The sequence below is a fragment of the Pantoea sp. X-Soil-OKNW-556 genome (assembly GCF_059730695.1).
Map to the genome: position 1 here is coordinate 159,124 of NZ_AP035991.1, position 16,273 is coordinate 175,396.

Below are 16,273 nucleotides of genomic sequence, written 5' to 3' on the forward strand. Positions count from 1 at the left end.
CGGATGGCTGCATGTCAGGATGAAAAAAAACGCAACAGCAGGAATACAAGATGGAAAACACCGCTAAAAAAAGTGCCCTCGTCGTCAGTGCTCACTCCGCCGATTTCGTCTGGCGCGCAGGTGGCGCAATCGCGCTGCACGCTGAACGTGGCTATGACGTCCATGTGGTTTGTCTTTCGTTTGGCGAACGGGGTGAATCCGCCAAACTGTGGCGTAAAGGCAATATGACGGAGGAGATCGTCAAAGCGAACCGTCGCAGCGAAGCGCAGTCAGCCGCAGACATCCTCGGTGCCTCGATTGAGTTTTTTGATCTTGGTGATTACCCGCTGCGTGCCGATAAAGAGACGCTTTTCCGTCTGGCTGATGTGTTCCGCAAGATTCAGCCGCACTTTGTCCTGACCCATTCTGTGGCTGATCCCTATAACTATGACCACCCGCTGGCGGCCAATCTGACCCAGGAAGCACGCATCATTGCCCAGGCGGAGGGTTACCGTCCGGGAGAACCGATTATTGGCGCCCCGCCGGTTTACTGTTTTGAACCGCATCAGCCCGAGCAGTGCCACTGGAAACCGGACGTGCTGCTGGACATCACCTCGGTGTGGGAAAAGAAATACGCCGCGATTCAATGCATGGCCGGTCAGGAGCATCTGTGGGAGTACTACACCCGCGTGGCGCTGCAACGTGGCGTGCAGGCAAAACGTAATGTCGGTATCGCTTCCTCACGCGTACTCAGCCACGGTGAGGGTTATCAAAGCCTGTTCCCGCGCGTGACGGAGGATCTGGCATGAGTGATGTCAACCAGAAAGGTGTGGTGGTACGGCATATCGAGCGTGCCGATGCGGCGTTGATCGCGCAATTCGCGCGCTTCGGCGTGGCGACGGTACATGAAGCGCAGCAGCGTCAGGGCTTGCTGGACAGGCGCATTCGTCCGGTGCAGCAGGGCACCACCATAGCGGGCAGCGCGGTGACGGTGCTGGTATCGCCGGGGGATAACTGGATGTTCCACGTTGCGGTGGAACAATGCCAGCCCGGTGACGTGTTGCTGGTGGCTCCCACCTCAGATTGCTATGACGGCTTCTTTGGCGATCTGCTGGCGACCTCGTTGCAGGCGCGAGGCGTGGTCGCACTGGTGGGGGATATCGGCATCCGCGATAGCCAAACCTTGCGTGAAATGGCATTCCCGGTCTGGTCACGCGCGGTTTACGCGCAGGGCACAGTCAAGGAGACGCTGGGTTCGGTCAATGTGCCGGTGATCTGTGCCGGTCAGTTAGTCCATCCTGGCGATGTAGTGGTGGCTGACGATGACGGTGTGGTGATTGTTCCCCGTGCCGACATTCCGACCGTTGCGCAGGCGGCGGCGCAGCGCATTGAGGTGGAGGAGAGCAAACGGCAGCGGCTTGCCGCAGGTGAGCTGGGACTGGATATCTATCAGATGCGACAAAAACTGGCGGCGAAGGGACTGCGCTATGTCGAAACGCTGGCTGAACTGAAGAATAGCTAACTATGAAACAGACGCTGATCCCCTGTGTGTTAATGCGTGGCGGCACCTCGAAAGCCGCCTGTTTTCTGGCGCAGGATTTGCCAACTGACCCGGCGTTGCGCGATCGGGTGCTGCTGGCGGTGATGGGCTCGCCTGATGCACGTCAGATTGACGGGATCGGCGGTGCCGATCCCCTGACCAGCAAGGTCGCGATCATTTCGCCGTCAACCCGTGCAGATGCCGATGTGGATTACCTGTTCGCCCAGGTGAATGTCGATAAAGCGCTGGTTGATTACGGGCAGAACTGCGGCAACATTCTGGCGGCGGTGGCCCCGTTTGCTATCGAGAAAGGCGTGGTAGCGGTCCAGGGGGCGCTAACGCGGGTGCGCATTTTTATGGTCAATACCGGGCAGATCGCCGAAGCGCAACTCTCCACGCCGGATGGCGCGGTGGAGTATGAAGGCGATGTTCAGATTGATGGCGTTCCGGGTTATGCGGCGCAACAGGTGCTGAATTTTACCGATATCGCCGGTTCGAGTTGTGGCGCACTGCTGCCCACCGGCCAGGCGCAGGATCACTTTGCCGGTGTCGCCGTGACCTGTATCGATAACGGTATGCCGGTGGTGCTGGTACGTGCTGCCGATCTCGGGCGTACCGGGCGTGAAAGCCGTGAACAACTGGATAATGATGACGAACTCAAAGCGCGGCTGGAGTCGATCCGTCTACAGGCCGGACCGCGGATGAATCTGGGCGATGTTGCTGCGCGTACCGTGCCAAAAATGACGCTGATAGCCGAACCGAATCACGGTGGCTGTGTATCGACGCGCACCTTTATTCCGCATCGTTGCCACGCCTCCATCGGGGTGCTGGGCGCAGTGAGCGTGGCAACGGCTTGTCTGATCCCGGGGTCGGTTGCGCAGGGCATTGCGCGGCTGGAGGCGGGCCGTGAACAACGGCTGGCGGTGGAACACCCGAGTGGCGAATTCAGCGTGATGTTGCAGCGTGATGAAGCCGGCAACGTTATCCGCAGCGGTTTGATTCGCACCGCCCGACTGCTGTTTATCGGTGCGGTAGCGGTACCGGGTTCACTCTGGCAGGGGAAGGTCAATGACTAACATCGCGATTATCGGCTTTGGTGAGGCCGGACGGATCTATGCGCAGGACCTGGCAAGCCTGGGCGCACAGGTGAAGGTGTGGGACAAAAAGTTTCTTAATGCGGAAGGTGATGCGCTGAAGGCGCAGGCCGAACAGGTTGGTGTACAGCCTGCGGGCAACCTTGCGCTGGCGCTGACAGGGGCGGAGCTGGTGCTGTCGCTGGTGACCGCCGGTAACGCGTTTGCGGTCGCCGAACAGGCTGCCGCGCTGTTACGCGAGGGGCAAACCCTGTTGGATTTCAACTCCGTAGCACCGGAGACGAAACGCGCGGCGGCGCGTGCCGTGGCTCAGGGGGCGGGGCGTTATATCGATGTGGCGGTGATGGCCCCGGTTCCGCCAAAACGGCTCGCGACGCCACTGCTACTCGGCGGCACGCAGGCGAGGCAGATTGCCGCGCAGTTGAGTGAACTCGGATGTCAGGCGCGCGCCGCCAGCGAAGAGGTCGGTGCGGTTTCTGCCATCAAGATGTGTCGCAGCGTGATGATTAAAGGGTTGGAAGCGTTAACCACCGAGTGCCTCGGCGCAGCGCAACGTTATGGCGTGGAAGACGCGGTGCTGGAATCGCTGCATGCCAGTTTCCCGTCGCTGGGATGGCAGGCCGAGCTGCCAGATTATCTGATCAGTCGGGTGGCAGAACACGGCGTGCGCCGTGCCGAAGAGATGCAGGAAGTGGTGAAAACGCTTCAGGATGTCGGGCTGGCGGGCACCCTCAGTCAGGCTATCCGTCATGTGCAGGCCGATTTACCGGCCCAGCTTAGCGCCCATCATCTGCGTTACCGGGATGTGGTGCCGTTTAGCTGGCGTGCGGTGCTGACGAAACTGGCGGAAAAACCGTAAAAAAATACGCGTGATAAATCACGCCGCTACGGGCGGTAGCGGCGCGATTTATTGCGCTAGGGGGTTTCGAGCACGTCAGCGCTGCCGCCGACGCGTAAAAACACCGGGATGGCGCTGAGCGGGGCGGCAACGGTGATACGCTGTCCCCCCTGGTAACGCTCGCCATTGCGCGCAATCCACTGATCGCCCGCCGGTAACCAGAGGTCGCGTTCGCGCTGTCCAGCGTGCAGCACCGGGGCCACCAACAGATCGCGGCCCAGCAGATACTGATCTTCCACCTGCCAACTCTCGGCTTGCTCAGGATAGTGATAAAACAGCGGGCGCATCACCGGATCGCCCAGCTCATGGGCTTCGCGCATCAGCCCGTCAATATAGGGGCGCAGCCGTTCACGTTGCAGCAGGCAACTTTTCATCAGGGCGAAATTCTCGTCGCCGTAACTCCACACCTCATTGGGCGAGCCGCTGTTGCACTGTGCAATGCCGTCACGCCAGGCTTCGGCTGGTTCAATCTGCGGTTCGCGGTAGCCGTGCAGCCGCATCACCGGGCAGAACACCGCCCACTGGAACCAGCGAATCAGCAATTCGTGAAACGCTGGATCGTGAATGTTGCCGCCCTGGAAGCCGCCGATATCGGTGGTCCACCACGGAATACCGGCCATCGCCATATTCAGTCCGGCAGTGAACTGATTGCGCAGCGCGTGGAAGGAGGAGTGAACATCACCCGACCAGGCGAGTACGCCGTAACGCTGGCTACCTGCCCAGGCGCAGCGCACCAGGTTGACGATTTCGCTTTCCCCCTGCTGTTGCAACCCCTCATAAAAACCACGCGCAAACAGTTGCGGATAGATATTGCCCACTTCCTGTACCGGACCGAGATGATAGCGATAGTTATCAAAATCGTAGGCGCGGTATTCCGGCTCAGCCTCATCCAGCCAGAAACTGCGAATCCCGTGATCGTAATAGTTTTGCTTCACTTCCTGCCAGACAAACTCGCGGGCGGCGGGATGGGTAGCATCAAAGAAGGTGGTGTTGCCCATAAAATCCAGGTTCACCGAGACGCCGCGCTCGCTGTTTACCAACAGGCCTTTGGATTTCATCAGACGATAATTTTCACTGCGGCTGTCCACCGTAGGCCAGACCGAAACCATAGTTTCAATCCCCATTGCCTTCAGTTCTGCTACCATCGCCCGTGGATCGGGCCAGTCACGGGCATCAAAACACCAGGTTCCCTGATTCGGCCAATGGAAAAAGTCGATAACGATGACCGAAAGGGGCAATTGACGGCGGCGATACTCACGCGCCACCTCCAGCACTTCCTGCTGGGTACGATAGCGCAGCTTGCATTGCCAGAAACCGGTAGCAAAGCCCGGCATCATGGGTGCGGTGCCGGTGGCACGGCCATACTGGCGCACGATATCCGCCGGGGTATCGCCTGCGGTGATCCAGTAATCCATCTGGTCCGTCACCTCGGCCTGCCAGCGCGTGCCGTTCTTGCCGAAGGTCACTTCACCGATCGCCGGATTGTGCCACAGCAAGCCATAGCCAAGGCTGGAAACCATAAACGGCACGCTGGCCTGCGAATTGCGCTGTGCCAGTTCCAGCGTACACCCTTTCAGATCCAGACAATCCTGCTGGTACTGGCCCATGCCGTAGATTTTCTCTTCTGGCCGCGCTTCAAAGCGCACGCTGAGCTGATACTTCCCGCCGGGAATCGGGCGGAAGGTGCGGGCGTCCAGTTTCAATGCGCTGATGTACTTGTCCTGGCTCTTTTCGGTCGCACCTATGCCGACGGTGCTGCGTTGACGCCAGAACTCTTCCAGCAACAGTTCACCGTGCTGGTTGTAAAAGGCCAACTGACCACGAATATTGACCACGGCGGTGATATTGCCGTTACGAATACGTAGCGATTCAGGCTCGCGCTGGATGTCTGGCTCGCAAGGCGTTGGCGCTAACAAGGCCCAGTCGTTGTCAGTCAGTGCCGCCTGGCAGGTCGCTCGTACCCGCAGGCTATTTGCCCCCCAGGGTTCGATAACCAGGGTCTGACGGTCAAAGGTCCAGATAATACGCTGGGATTCGGCGCGTAATTCGCTCATGACAACTCCTGTGGTTGCAGCACGGTAGGGCCGGTTGTGGCGGGCTGTGCTGCCAGTTTGTTTTGATTGATGGTTCGCATGGTGGCGTCGTTAAGTTTGTAACCGCGCATCGCCAGCGCGCTGAACAGTGCCAGCACGCCAGGGATGACTGAAAATAGCGCGACGATGGCCATCATTGCGCTGGGTTGCTGATGTGCGGCCTGGGCAACATAACCGCTCAGGCCGAGAGTCCAGCCGACGATCGCCCCGCTGATTGCCATCCCCATTTTCAACACCGCCAGCAGCGTCGAGAACACGGTGCCGTCGAGGCGCTTGCCCTGACGATATTCACCGTAATCAACCACATCCGACATCATTACCCACATCAGCGTGGTAGTGACCTGATAGAAACTGGAGACGATAAAGGTCATGCCCACCAGCAGCACAAGGTTGCCGGGCAGAAACACGATGCTGATGCTTAACACGCCGGTGACGATGGCGCTGAGGGTAAAGGCGGTGATTTTGCTTACGTTGCGCGTCAACAGTTTTGCCAGCACGCTACCAACGCTTTTGCCGACAATGTGTGCCGCCAGTAGCCACATAAACAGGCTGGCGTTACCGAGAAAATAGGTGACGTAGTACATCATGGCACCGAGACGCACGACGCCGAATGAGATGTTGCAGAACACCAGCAGCGCCACAATGCGCCACTGATCGTTACGTAACAAATCACGCAGGTCAGCAAGAAAGTGGCCGTGGCTGGCGGGCGCGTTGACGCGCTCACGGGTATTCAGAAAGCAGATAAAAAACATCAGGGTTGCCAGCGTTGCCATAATCGACATGGCGGCGAAATAGCCCTCCAGTTTGTTACCACCGCCGAGCCAGGTGGCTAACGGGATCATCAAAAAGGTGGACATCGCGCCGCCGAGAGTGGCGAGGAAAAAGCGCCACGATTGTAATGAGATACGTTGGGTGTCGTCGGTGGTGATAATCGCCCCCATCGAGCAATAAGGAATATTGATGGCGGTATACATCAACATCATCAGGCTGTAGGTCGCCGCGGCGTAAATCATTTTTCCCGTCAGCGACAGGCTTTCCGGCACGGCGTAAATCAACATGCAGCTCACACCAAACGGCACCGCCAGCATCAGCAGCCACGGACGAAATCGTCCCCAACGTGAACGGGTGCGATCCGCCACCATGCCCATAGCGGGATCGATCACCGCATCGGCGACACGCGCCAGTAAAAACAGCGTGCCAACAAACACCGCCGGAAGCCCCACCACATCGGTGTAATAAAACGTGAGAAAAATAATGACGTTATCAATCGCGATATGGCTGGCCATATCGCCCAGTCCGTAACTGATTTTTTCTTTTATCGTTAAGCTTGTTTGCATAAAGAGTCCCGCCTGTCTTTATATCGCTAAGGGTCAATCGACGGTTAGTTATAGGAAGCGGGCCGGGATGAGACAATTGCGGGATCTGTTTCAGGTTTTATGTTTTTTACTTTATGTGATACGGGTAACAAGAATAACAACAAAAAATTAACATGGCAGGCAAAGTGCAACGGGCTACCATTAATCAACGGGTTAGAATTGATCGTCCGGTATTATCGTTTAGCTCAGACCGTTGTGGCGCGATAAAGCGCGCCGCTACAAATGGAGTGCTAACACGCTATCGCGGAGAAAACGATGAGCAAGCCACTTTCAGCCGCTCTGCGGCACCGTCTGCCTTTCGCATTGCGCGCGGGGCTATGCTGCGGTTTGCCAGTGGTGCTGGGTTATTACGCCGGACATCTTCAGGCGGGCCTGCTGGCGACCATCGGGGGATTTACGGCGTTGTACGGCGATGGCCTCCCCTGGGGCAGACGCGCGCGTCTGCTGGCGATCATTGCGGTGGCGTTGGCGGTTATCGTCACCCTGGGGATTCTCGTCGCGCCTTATCCGTGGCTCGGTGTGGTGACCGTGACCGGTATTGCCTCTCTTGCGACCTTGATCTGCAACCGACAACAGATTGGCCCGCCGGGTGCCTATATGTTTGCTCTGGCCTGTGCCAGCGGCACTGGCATGCCAGACAGTAGCGTCGATCCCGGGTTGAGTGGCTTGTGGGTGCTGTGTGGTGGTGCAATCTCGTGGCTGGCGCATATGCTGGGTTGCCTGTTAGAACGGGCCGAAGCCGACAACAGCCCGGCTGCGGATAAGGTAATCAAAGAAAACGCCAGACGTACCGCGGCACGGGTCGCCTTTGGCACGCTGGTGGCCGGGTCGATCGGCATCATCCTCGGGCTGGAACATGCGTACTGGGGAATGGCGGCGGTGGTGGTGGTGCTTAACCAGCCGGATGGTTTACCGGGAACCTCCCGGCGTGCCTTTAACCGGCTTTTGGGTACGCTGGTTGGACTGGTGCTGGCGTGGAGCATTCTGACGCTCAATCCTCAAGGGTTATGGATCGCGTTGACGGTTGGCGTGTTGCAGTTCGCTATCGAGATAGGGGTGGTGCTGCAATACGCCGCCGCCACGGTGTTTATCACCGCCAATGCATTGACGATTGCGGCCGGGGGCCGGGATTTTAGCGAAGTGAGTTCTCTGTTCGCTGCCAGAGCGCTCGACACCCTGATTGGTGTGGTGGTGGCGATTGTGGTTTTCAGATTAAGCATGGCGCCAACCGTCGATACTTCCTCATAATCCAGGCTTCATTGTTTGTGCTGGCATTTTTATATTCTGTCAGTGAAACCGAACGACAAAACCAGGGTCTTATTCCCGATATGGATACAGGCACTGGCCGGGAAGACCAGTGCGATGTGAATGACTCACAGGGAAATGTGCATGACCGTTACCACCAAATCGTGTTTGCTTTTTATTTTGCTGCTCCTTTATTACGTTATTCCGCTCGAATTTCGCCACCTCTGGCAACCTGATGAAACGCGCTATGCCGAGATCAGTCGGGAAATGCTGCAACGTGGCAACTGGATTACCCCTTACTTTTTCGACATTCGCTATTTCGAAAAGCCCATTGCCGGATATTGGTTTAATAACATTGGGCAGTGGTTGTTTGGTCATAGCCGTTTTGGTGTGCGCATTGGTTCGGTGGTTGCCACGTTACTCAGCGCCTTGTTGGTTTACTGGCTGGCAGGGCGCATTTATGCTCAGCGTGCGGTGGCGCTGACCGCGGGCCTTATCTTCCTCACCTTATTGTTGGTATACGGTATTGGCACCTATGCGGTGCTCGATCCAATGCTGTCGTTATGGTTAGTGGCCGCGATGTGCAGCTACTGGTTTGCTGCCGGGGCGGTGAATCACAGACAGCGGCTGCTGGGTTACGTGCTGTTGGGCCTGGCCTGTGGCATGGGCTTTATGACCAAAGGCTTTCTGGCGCTGGCGGTGCCGGTACTGGCTATCGTTCCCTGGGCTGTCTGGCATCATCGTTGGCGCGAATTGCTGATATTCGGCCCGGTGGCGATTGTCAGTGCCGCGCTGCTCTGTGCACCCTGGGCGTTGGCTATTCATCATCAGCAACCTGATTACTGGCACTACTTCTTCTGGGTGGAGCATATCCAGCGCTTTGCACAATCCAACGCGCAACATCAGGCACCGTTTTGGTTCTACCTGCCTGTTGTTATCGCCGGGTCGCTGCCGTGGCTGGCCCTGCTGCCCGGTGCACTGCGCAGTGGTTGGAAGCAAAGAAAAACGCTGCCAGGTGGCCTCTATTTGTTGTGCTGGATCCTGTTGCCGTTGCTGTTTTTCAGTATTGCGAAAGGCAAGTTGCTCACCTATATCCTGCCTTGTTTTGCGCCACTGGCGATTCTGATGGCGCATCACGGTCACACCCTTGCCAGCAGGGCGAGCCGGATTCTGCGCCTGAACGCCTGGATCAATATCCTGTTTGGTTGCCTCGGACTGTTTGCCCTGGTGGTGGTGCTGGCTCCCTGGGGAATAGGGGGGCAGTCGCTGTTTAAATCGCATGAGATGTTGACGCTAACCCTGGCGCTCGTTGCGTTTGCGGGCTGGGCAGTGGCCGGTTTCGCCAGTCTTAAACGCTGGCAACTGGCGGCGCTTTGCCCGCTGGCGCTGGCGCTGTGCGTAGGCAAAGCGATTCCCGAAAGTGTGCAGAATGCTAACCAACCCGAGGTGTTTGTCAGCAAAATAGCCGAAAAACTCGCGGTCAGCCGTTATATTTTGAGTAACGATCCCGGCATTGCTTCCGCCATCGCCTGGCATTTACAGCGCAACGATATCCATTTCTACGCGAAGAAAAATGAGCTGCTTTACGGGCTGGCATATCCCGATTCTCAGTCGCGTTTTGTCTCCAGGGCGGATTTCCGTCAGTGGCTTGCCTCACATCAATTACGCGGCCCGGTATCTTTGGTGCTGTTGTTAGAGCGAGGTGGCGATATGCCCGACGATTTGCCCCTGGCTCAACGGGTCTATCGCGAGGGGCGTCTGGTATTCCTGCAATATGACGCCGCACCTTAAGCTTATCCTCATCACCTTTCTGGTAATATGCGCAGGGCTGTCTGGTCAGTGACCGGTAGCCCGTCATTGCAAATGTAGATTGTTAGGGATGGATAACGATGGCCAACGATTTTCCCTTGCTGGATGTGCAAGGCGTTACGTTTTCACAGGAAGGTCGCGAGTTACTGGCGCCCGTTTCACTGCAACTCAACCCCGGTGATTTTTTACTGCTGACCGGTCCTTCAGGCAGTGGGAAAAGCACGTTGCTGAAGATAATTGCATCGCTGCTCGCCCCCAGCAGCGGGCAGATACGCTTGCAAAACCAGGATATCACGCAACTGAAAGCCGAAACGTATCGGCAACAGGTGTCGTACTGCTTCCAGACGCCGGTGCTGTTCGGCAGTACCGTTTATGACAATCTGGCGCTGCCGTGGCAGATTCGGCAACAGAAACCCAACCGTGACGCGTTCATTAACGACCTGGCAAAAGTCAATTTGCCCGCTGACACGCTGGATAAAAAAATCGATCAACTCTCTGGTGGTGAAAAACAGCGGGTGGGTTTGCTGCGTAATTTGCAGTTTCTGCCGCAGGTGTTGCTGCTGGATGAAGTCACCAGCGCCCTCGATGAAGACAATAAAGCACTGATCCATCGACTGATCAGCGAGATGGTGACTGACAAGGGGGTGGCGGTGATCTGGATTAGCCATGACGTTGAGGAAATCCACCAGGCATCACGGGTGCTGAAACTGCACGCACCAGAGAGGAACGACCATGAGTCAGCATAATATCACCAACTCATCACTGGTTATGGCGCTGGTCCTGGTGCTGATTGCGGTGCTGATTAGCCAGAAAGAGAAGCTGGGGCTGAGTAAAGACATTATCTGGAGTGTGTGCCGCGCCATTGTGCAACTGGTGGTCGTCGGTTATGTATTGAAATCGATTTTTGACGTCAATAATGACGGGTTAACGGTGTTGATGGTGTTATTTATCTGCGTCAATGCGGCGGCGAACGCGCGCAAACGCAGCCGTAATATTGATCATGCCTTTGTGATTTCTTTTGTCGCCATCACCAGCGGCACGGCGCTGACGTTGGTGATTCTGGTGCTGAGCGGCGCCATTGAATTTATGCCAATGCAGGTGATCCCTATTTCCGGGATGATTGCCGGTAATGCTATGGTGGCGGTGGGCTTATGTTACAGCAACCTGAACCAGCGTTTCGCTGACAACCGGCAAAAAATTCTGGAGATGTTGAGCCTTGGTGCCTCGGTAAAACTGGCTTCCGCATCGCTTATCCGCGAGAGCATTCGCGCCGCGATGATCCCGACGGTGGATGCGGCAAAAACGGTAGGACTGGTGAGTTTACCCGGCATGATGTCCGGTTTAATCTTTGCCGGGATCGATCCGGTTAAAGCCATCAAGTACCAGATTATGGTGACCTTTATGTTAATTGGCACCGCCAGTCTTTCTACCATCATCGCGGTCTACCTGGCCTATCGACGCTTTTATAATGACAGGGCGCAGCTCAGATTCTGAACCGATGGTTAGCGGCGCGATTTATTGCGCCGCAGCAAAGGATGCACGACACCAGAAACTATCGACAACACCCATCCCCCCATCTACTCTGTCTCAACCACCTAACCAACAGGGATTAACTCGCCAATATGGTGATTAACTGGGAAAATTTACGCCGGGCAGCGCAGCGTGCGCTGCCGGGATTTGCCTTTGATTATGTTGATGGTGGTGCCGATGACGAGCAAACGCTGCGCCATAATCGTGAGGTCTTCGCCCGTTGGATGTTTAAACCGGCGGTATTGAAGGATGCCAGCAGGCGCAGTCTGCAAACGTCACTCGCCAATGACTCAATGGCGGCACCGTTACTGGTGGCACCAACCGGCTACAATGGCATGTTGCGTTACCAGGCCGATTTAATGCTGGCGCGCGCCGCAGCACAAAATGGGATCGGATATATCCAGAGCACGGTGTCCACTGCCTCGCTGGAAGAGAGCGCTGCGGTGAGTCAGGGACCACGCTGGTTCCAGTTGTATGTGTTGAAAGACCGCCAGGTCACTGCGAGTCTGATTGAACGTGCCCAGACAGCGGGATGTTCCGCGCTGGTGGTGTCCGTGGATGCGGTACATTTCGGTAACCGTGAGCGCGATAAATCACACTACCGGCGACCACTTAAACTCTCCGTCAAAGCCCTGGCCGATGTCGCCAGCCATCCGGGTTGGGTATGGCGCACGTTACGTCCGGCCGGAATGCCGGGGTTTGGTAATCTCAAACCCTATCTTCCTGCGGAATATCAACGTGGTCTGAACGCTGCCACCTATTTTGCCCAACAGATGGATCCCACCCTCAATTGGGAAACCCTGCGCTGGGTGCGCGAGTTATGGTCGGGGCCGTTGTATATCAAAGGCATTATGACCGAACAGGATGCGCTGATTGCCCGACAACTGGGGTTCGACGGCATTGTATTGTCCAATCACGGTGGCCGTCAGCTGGACGGCACCTTCAGCCCGATGCAGGTGTTGGCAGCCATTCGCGCAGCGGTGGGACCAGATTTCTCCATCCTTATCGACAGCGGTTTTCGGCGGGGGACTGATGTGGTGAAAGCGCTGGCGCTGGGTGCCAATGCGGTGTTGCTCGGGCGGCCACTGCTGTATGCCGTGGCGGCGGGAGGTGAAGCGCTGGTGAATGCCACGCTGCAATCGATGATTGCCGAAATAGATCGCACCCTGGCGCAGTTGGGATGCAGTTCCCCCAGGGATCTGCATCCTGGCCTGGTGCATGATATTAATGGCGTAAGCCAGCAGAACTGGCACAATTGATCGGGGTTATCCCTCCGGCATGGCGGACGAGTGGTGGGTGGATATTTTCCATTCGCTACCCGTCCAGGCATAAGTAAAGGTATAACGGGCGGAAACCGCAGGCTTGTCGGCATAAGTGAAGGTATAGGTGCCGGTATCAACCGCTTTGTTACAACCGATGCGAATGGTACGGCTATCAATCTTGCCGCTCGGCTTATTGGCCATAAAATGCGCAAAGTAATCAATACGCTCCCCTTCAGTCAGACGCACCCGGTTTGATACCGTCGGCAGTAGCACCGCGTCCTCCAGATACAGGTCGGAAACCTGCTTCGCGTTGCCCGTTTTTAACGCTGCATTCCATTTATCAAATAAAGCTTCGATTTGCTGCTGGTCCACCTTCACGCAACTGGCCGGGGTGGCAGCAAGCGCAGAACCTGAAACCATCAGCAATGCAGCAACGGCGGTAAGTGATTTTTTCATCTGATTCCCTTTCGTTAAGTGATTTCCTCGCCTTCATGGATAGCAAGAATTACCCACCTGACAAATAAGATTTGGCTACCGCCACGGCCATTAACGCATTTTTCAAAGATTGCTGACCGGCACGGTGTCACGGGCGACAGGCGCATCGCGATGTTCAATCGGTTTACGTACCAGCAGCCAGTAACACAACCCGGTCAGGGCCGCGATGACGCCCCCGCTGATAAAGGCCAGCGCGTAAGAACCGGTGACATCGGCAATATAGCCAGTGACCAACGGTGAAAGCGCGCCGGCAAAGAAGCCGCCGAAGTTCTGGATGCCGCATACGGAACCGACAATATCATTGGTCGCGACATCGCCAGGGATCGCCCAGCAGGTACAGGAGACGGCGGAGAGGAAAAACATCGCCACTGTCATCATGCTGAGTGCGCCGATCAGCGAATCACAAAAAGGCACGGCAACGGTGGTTGCGCCGCTGATTAAGGCCGCGACCATAATCACCACTTTTTTCGCCTTGAGTGGTTCGGCCACTTTGCGCTGATCGATCAGCCATTTCACCGCATAGCCGCCCAGCGCGGCACCCACAATACCGGCGAGATAAGGAATGCTGGCGTACACCCCCATGCTGCTCAGGGAGAGATGCTGGGTTTTCATCAGATACAGGGGCAGAAAGGTGACAAAGATATTGAACAGCCAAATGTAGCAAAACCAGCCAAGCATCATTCCCCACATCGATTGATAGCGGAACAACTCACGCCATTTCACGCGTTTGCCGCGGGGGATGTTGGAGACGCTGCCACCCCCACCAGCGACAATGTACTGCTTCTCCGCATCACCAAGCCCCTGATGTTGCTCCGGATGGCGATAGAGACAGAAGAAGAACAGGCCAAAAATTACCCCAAGGCTACCCGCCAGATAAAACAGCGCTCCCCAACCAAAATGCAGGCTCATCAACACCAGCAGCGGTGGGGCGAATGCCAGTCCCCACCGTGAGGAAGCATCCCAGATGGAACTTGCCAGCGCCCGTTCTTTGCGCGGAAACCAAATCGAGGTGATTTTGGCGGAGGTCGGCCAGCCGGGGGCTTCGGTCATCCCCAGCAAGGCACGGGCGCCCAGCAGCGCCGGTAGGCTGGTGCATAACCCGGTGATCATAGTCGACAGTCCCCACAAGGAGGCTGCCGAAGCATACACCTTACGGGGACCAAAGCGATCCGCCAGCCAGCCAGCCGGAAACTGGCTAAAGGCAAAAAACAGGGAAAACACCGACCCCATTAACCCAATGTCGGTGTTGGTGAGATGCAGGTCAGCCATCATCGATGGCGCGGCCACCGCCAGGCTGGCGCGATCGAGATAGTTGATAAAACCGCCCAAAAGTAACACAAAAGCAACAAACCAACGTTTCCTGCCCACAACCTGATGCGATGACATAGCGATATCCTGTTGTTGTTAACTGACATGTCAGAATAATAGTCATGGGTCAGGTGAAAGCGGCAAGAGGCAGAGTTTATTGTTTAGATATCGATCACAAATGGCGGAATTTGCGCGCTATGGCGCTCCTGTACTCAGGAGGATACGCTGATGTTATACTTAATTATAACATGTCAGATTTTCGTGATGGTGTCCACATTTCAACCTGTGGCCTGTTGCCAACAGCCGTTATCAGCGACTAAATCTATGTAACTTAATTGTTAATAAAACGGAGTCAGCGATGAAGCGTAATGACACCTCACCGGACGCAGAAACCCTGCGTCGTATGCCTTATCAGTTCAGCCAGCCCGCCGAAATGGTGCCGGACCTGGTCATCCCGAACGCGGTACCACTGGACGACCGTATCTGGGTGCCCCAGGCAGAAAACGTCTGGTTTCGCCCGCTATGCCTCAACCGGTCTGCCGGTTACTGGATGAACTTGCTGAAAGTACGCAAGTCCGGGGTGCTGAGTCGTCACCGTCATCCTGCCCCGGTTCATGCTTTTGTGCTGAAAGGACGCTGGCGCTATCTCGAACATGACTGGGAAGCGGTAGAAGGCGGTTACGTCTTCGAACCGCCAGGCGAGACGCATACGTTGGTGGTTGACCCGGACGTGGAAGAGATGATCACCCTGTTCCAGGTACATGGCTGTATGTATTACGTCGATCCCTGGGGAGAGCATATTGGGTTCGAGGATGTGTTCACTAAAATCGCGATGTGCCGTGAGCACTACGACGCGGTCGGATTGGGTAGCGATTTTGTCGATCAATTTATTCGTTAGACAGGGAGAACCCGCATGATGACTTTTCACCCGACATTGTTTGCCGGGAAAACCGCGCTGGTCACGGGGGGCACCAGTGGCATCGGCGCCGGTATTGTCAGCCAGCTTGCCAGCCTCGGTGCGGAGGTGATCGCGGCGGGTGTCGGCAGCGAGCAGCATCAGTTAGCCGCCAGCGAACGGGTTCGCATTCAGGAACTGGATGTGCGTGATAACCAGGCGATCATGGATGTGTTCGGCGCGTTACCGCAACTCGACCTGTTGGTGAACTGCGCCGGAATTATCAGCCGGGGCAGGGAACATGAGGTGGAGGTGTTTGAAAAAGTGATTGATATTAACCTCAGCGGAACAATGCGCTGTTGTCGTGCCGCGCGTGAAAAGTTGGCGCAAAGCCAGGGGTGTATCGTTAATACTGCGTCGATGCTGAGTTTTTTTGGTGGCGGTTTGGTTCCGGGGTACAGCGCCAGCAAGGGCGGGATTATGCAGCTCACCAAGTCACTGGCGATTGCCTGGGCGGAGGAGGGAATCCGCGTTAATGCCGTTGCGCCGGGGTGGATTGCAACACCATTAACCCAGGCGTTGCAGGATGATCCGCAACGTGCGCAACCGATTCTGTCACGCACGCCGCTGAAACGTTGGGGCCAGCCGGACGATGTGGCACAGGCGGTGACCTTCCTGTGCAGTCCGGCGGCGTCGTTTATTACCGGGATTATTTTACCGGTGGATGGCGGGTATTTAACCGCGTAATG

General features: G+C 56.4%; 15 protein-coding genes. 11 read left to right on the top strand and 4 right to left on the bottom strand.

The features are described 5' to 3' along the window. Nucleotides 1-50 precede the first annotated feature (50 nt). The 4 genes from galB to AC6I8T_RS21435 are packed head-to-tail and all read left to right on the top strand — an operon-like array spanning nucleotide 51 to nucleotide 3,472. Entirely contained in the window at nucleotides 51-788 is a 738-nt protein-coding gene (gene galB / locus AC6I8T_RS21420) for a 4-oxalmesaconate hydratase (protein ID WP_497834364.1), read from the top strand. Further along, complete coding sequence (locus tag AC6I8T_RS21425) at nucleotides 785-1,501, top strand: 4-carboxy-4-hydroxy-2-oxoadipate aldolase/oxaloacetate decarboxylase (protein WP_208725877.1); 717 nt, start codon at nucleotides 785-787, stop codon at nucleotides 1,499-1,501. The genes galB and AC6I8T_RS21425 overlap by 4 nt, the downstream gene beginning before the upstream one ends. 2 nt (nucleotides 1,502-1,503) lie before the next feature. Beyond that, nucleotides 1,504-2,595, top strand: a complete 1,092-nt coding sequence (locus AC6I8T_RS21430; RefSeq protein ID WP_208725876.1) for a 4-oxalomesaconate tautomerase — start codon at nucleotides 1,504-1,506, stop codon at nucleotides 2,593-2,595. Further along, nucleotides 2,588-3,472, top strand: coding sequence for an NAD(P)-dependent oxidoreductase (locus tag AC6I8T_RS21435; protein WP_497834365.1), 885 nt, complete (start codon nucleotides 2,588-2,590; stop codon nucleotides 3,470-3,472). Before AC6I8T_RS21430 ends, AC6I8T_RS21435 begins: the two co-directional genes overlap by 8 nt. Nucleotides 3,473-3,528: 56 nt before the next feature. Here the strand turns inward: AC6I8T_RS21435 and AC6I8T_RS21440 are convergent, their stop codons facing one another. Together AC6I8T_RS21440 and AC6I8T_RS21445 are read right to left on the bottom strand one after the other, a co-directional pair. Then, on the bottom strand, nucleotides 3,529-5,565 hold the full coding sequence (locus AC6I8T_RS21440; protein ID WP_497834366.1) for a glycoside hydrolase family 31 protein: 2,037 nt from the start codon (nucleotides 5,563-5,565) through the stop codon (nucleotides 3,529-3,531). Continuing rightward, nucleotides 5,562-6,941, bottom strand: a complete 1,380-nt coding sequence (locus AC6I8T_RS21445; RefSeq protein ID WP_208725873.1) for a glycoside-pentoside-hexuronide (GPH):cation symporter — start codon at nucleotides 6,939-6,941, stop codon at nucleotides 5,562-5,564. The genes AC6I8T_RS21440 and AC6I8T_RS21445 overlap by 4 nt, the downstream gene beginning before the upstream one ends. A 294-nt stretch (nucleotides 6,942-7,235) precedes the next feature. On the opposite strand from AC6I8T_RS21445, the gene AC6I8T_RS21450 reads away from it, so the two are divergent. The 5 genes from AC6I8T_RS21450 (at nucleotide 7,236) to AC6I8T_RS21470 (ending at nucleotide 12,823) form a co-directional block, all read left to right on the top strand. Next, nucleotides 7,236-8,228, top strand: coding sequence for an FUSC family protein (locus AC6I8T_RS21450; RefSeq protein WP_208725872.1), 993 nt, complete (start codon nucleotides 7,236-7,238; stop codon nucleotides 8,226-8,228). Nucleotides 8,229-8,369: 141 nt separating this feature from the next. Further along, on the top strand, nucleotides 8,370-10,016 hold the full coding sequence (gene arnT, locus AC6I8T_RS21455; protein WP_497834367.1) for a lipid IV(A) 4-amino-4-deoxy-L-arabinosyltransferase: 1,647 nt from the start codon (nucleotides 8,370-8,372) through the stop codon (nucleotides 10,014-10,016). A 98-nt stretch (nucleotides 10,017-10,114) separates the two neighbouring features. Next, nucleotides 10,115-10,780, top strand: coding sequence for an iron efflux ABC transporter ATP-binding subunit FetA (gene fetA / locus AC6I8T_RS21460; protein WP_208725870.1), 666 nt, complete (start codon nucleotides 10,115-10,117; stop codon nucleotides 10,778-10,780). Then, nucleotides 10,767-11,528 (top strand): iron efflux ABC transporter permease subunit FetB, encoded by a 762-nt coding sequence (gene fetB / locus AC6I8T_RS21465; RefSeq protein ID WP_208725868.1) that lies wholly within the window; start codon nucleotides 10,767-10,769, stop codon nucleotides 11,526-11,528. The genes fetA and fetB overlap by 14 nt, the downstream gene beginning before the upstream one ends. A 128-nt stretch (nucleotides 11,529-11,656) precedes the next feature. Then, nucleotides 11,657-12,823, top strand: coding sequence for an alpha-hydroxy acid oxidase (locus AC6I8T_RS21470; RefSeq protein WP_497834368.1), 1,167 nt, complete (start codon nucleotides 11,657-11,659; stop codon nucleotides 12,821-12,823). A gap of 6 nt (nucleotides 12,824-12,829) precedes the next feature. Here AC6I8T_RS21470 and AC6I8T_RS21475 read toward each other — a convergent pair whose 3' ends face one another. After that, complete coding sequence (locus tag AC6I8T_RS21475) at nucleotides 12,830-13,282, bottom strand: SgcJ/EcaC family oxidoreductase (protein WP_497834369.1); 453 nt, start codon at nucleotides 13,280-13,282, stop codon at nucleotides 12,830-12,832. 102 nt (nucleotides 13,283-13,384) lie between these two features. Continuing rightward, the gene (locus AC6I8T_RS21480) at nucleotides 13,385-14,707 is read right to left on the bottom strand and encodes an MFS transporter (RefSeq protein WP_497834370.1); all 1,323 of its coding nucleotides are present in this window, start codon (nucleotides 14,705-14,707) and stop codon (nucleotides 13,385-13,387) included. 280 nt (nucleotides 14,708-14,987) lie between these two features. Between AC6I8T_RS21480 and AC6I8T_RS21485 the strand changes: the two genes are divergently transcribed. Beyond that, complete coding sequence (locus tag AC6I8T_RS21485) at nucleotides 14,988-15,527, top strand: 2,4'-dihydroxyacetophenone dioxygenase family protein (RefSeq protein WP_208725858.1); 540 nt, start codon at nucleotides 14,988-14,990, stop codon at nucleotides 15,525-15,527. Nucleotides 15,528-15,545: 18 nt separating this feature from the next. Continuing rightward, nucleotides 15,546-16,271: an SDR family NAD(P)-dependent oxidoreductase gene (locus tag AC6I8T_RS21490; protein WP_208726614.1), complete on the top strand. Its 726-nt coding sequence runs from the start codon at nucleotides 15,546-15,548 to the stop codon at nucleotides 16,269-16,271. Nucleotides 16,272-16,273 lie beyond the last annotated feature (2 nt).

What these genes read in the sequence shown, in the direction of transcription:
- galB (WP_497834364.1), top strand. Translation starts at nt 51, where the DNA reads ATGGAAAACACCGCTAAAAAAAGTGCCCTCGTCGTCAGTGCTCACTCC.
- AC6I8T_RS21425 (WP_208725877.1), top strand. Translation starts at nt 785, where the DNA reads ATGAGTGATGTCAACCAGAAAGGTGTGGTGGTACGGCATATCGAGCGT.
- AC6I8T_RS21430 (WP_208725876.1), top strand. Translation starts at nt 1,504, where the DNA reads ATGAAACAGACGCTGATCCCCTGTGTGTTAATGCGTGGCGGCACCTCG.
- AC6I8T_RS21435 (WP_497834365.1), top strand. Translation starts at nt 2,588, where the DNA reads ATGACTAACATCGCGATTATCGGCTTTGGTGAGGCCGGACGGATCTAT.
- AC6I8T_RS21440 (WP_497834366.1), bottom strand. Translation starts at nt 5,565, where the DNA reads ATGAGCGAATTACGCGCCGAATCCCAGCGTATTATCTGGACCTTTGAC.
- AC6I8T_RS21445 (WP_208725873.1), bottom strand. Translation starts at nt 6,941, where the DNA reads ATGCAAACAAGCTTAACGATAAAAGAAAAAATCAGTTACGGACTGGGC.
- AC6I8T_RS21450 (WP_208725872.1), top strand. Translation starts at nt 7,236, where the DNA reads ATGAGCAAGCCACTTTCAGCCGCTCTGCGGCACCGTCTGCCTTTCGCA.
- arnT (WP_497834367.1), top strand. Translation starts at nt 8,370, where the DNA reads ATGACCGTTACCACCAAATCGTGTTTGCTTTTTATTTTGCTGCTCCTT.
- fetA (WP_208725870.1), top strand. Translation starts at nt 10,115, where the DNA reads ATGGCCAACGATTTTCCCTTGCTGGATGTGCAAGGCGTTACGTTTTCA.
- fetB (WP_208725868.1), top strand. Translation starts at nt 10,767, where the DNA reads ATGAGTCAGCATAATATCACCAACTCATCACTGGTTATGGCGCTGGTC.
- AC6I8T_RS21470 (WP_497834368.1), top strand. Translation starts at nt 11,657, where the DNA reads ATGGTGATTAACTGGGAAAATTTACGCCGGGCAGCGCAGCGTGCGCTG.
- AC6I8T_RS21475 (WP_497834369.1), bottom strand. Translation starts at nt 13,282, where the DNA reads ATGAAAAAATCACTTACCGCCGTTGCTGCATTGCTGATGGTTTCAGGT.
- AC6I8T_RS21480 (WP_497834370.1), bottom strand. Translation starts at nt 14,707, where the DNA reads ATGTCATCGCATCAGGTTGTGGGCAGGAAACGTTGGTTTGTTGCTTTT.
- AC6I8T_RS21485 (WP_208725858.1), top strand. Translation starts at nt 14,988, where the DNA reads ATGAAGCGTAATGACACCTCACCGGACGCAGAAACCCTGCGTCGTATG.
- AC6I8T_RS21490 (WP_208726614.1), top strand. Translation starts at nt 15,546, where the DNA reads ATGACTTTTCACCCGACATTGTTTGCCGGGAAAACCGCGCTGGTCACG.